Source organism: Paenibacillus sp. LK1 (genome assembly GCF_002750415.1).
In the GTDB taxonomy this organism is placed as follows: Bacteria; Bacillota; Bacilli; order Paenibacillales; family Paenibacillaceae; genus Paenibacillus; species Paenibacillus taichungensis.
The window spans coordinates 1-395 of record NZ_PEII01000046.1 but is presented as its reverse complement, the minus strand read 5'-3'; the positions used below and the strand labels follow the sequence as shown (position 1 = coordinate 395).

The 395-nt window shown below is 39.5% G+C and carries 1 protein-coding gene; it reads left to right on the top strand.

What is annotated here, in order from left to right; genetic code table 11:
- On the top strand, nt 1–395 hold a 395-nt coding region (locus CS562_RS32475; RefSeq protein ID WP_143813580.1), incomplete at both ends, for a lytic transglycosylase domain-containing protein.

The window sequence follows — 395 nt, the reverse complement described above, 5'->3', positions numbered from 1 at the left end:
GATATAATCAATAAATATGCTTCTCAAAATGGTGTCGATCCAAAACTGATAGCCGCTATTATTAAAACTGAAAGTACATTTAATCCAAATGCAAAATCTGGAGCTGGAGCCGCAGGATTAATGCAACTTATGCCGGGCACCGCAAAGGGCCTAGGTGTTAAAAACTCTTATGACCCAGATCAAAACGTAGCTGGTGGTACAAAGTACATTGCAAGTCTCCTTAAGAAATACAATGGTAATTTGGAATATGCTCTTGCAGCATATAATGCTGGCCCCGGCAATGTAGACAAGTGGATTAAAGCTGGTAAGATGGGGAACATTCCTTTTGCTGAAACTAAAGCTTATGCGCCAAAAGTTTTAGCAAATTATAATGAAATCTCTGGTTCAAGCTCCTC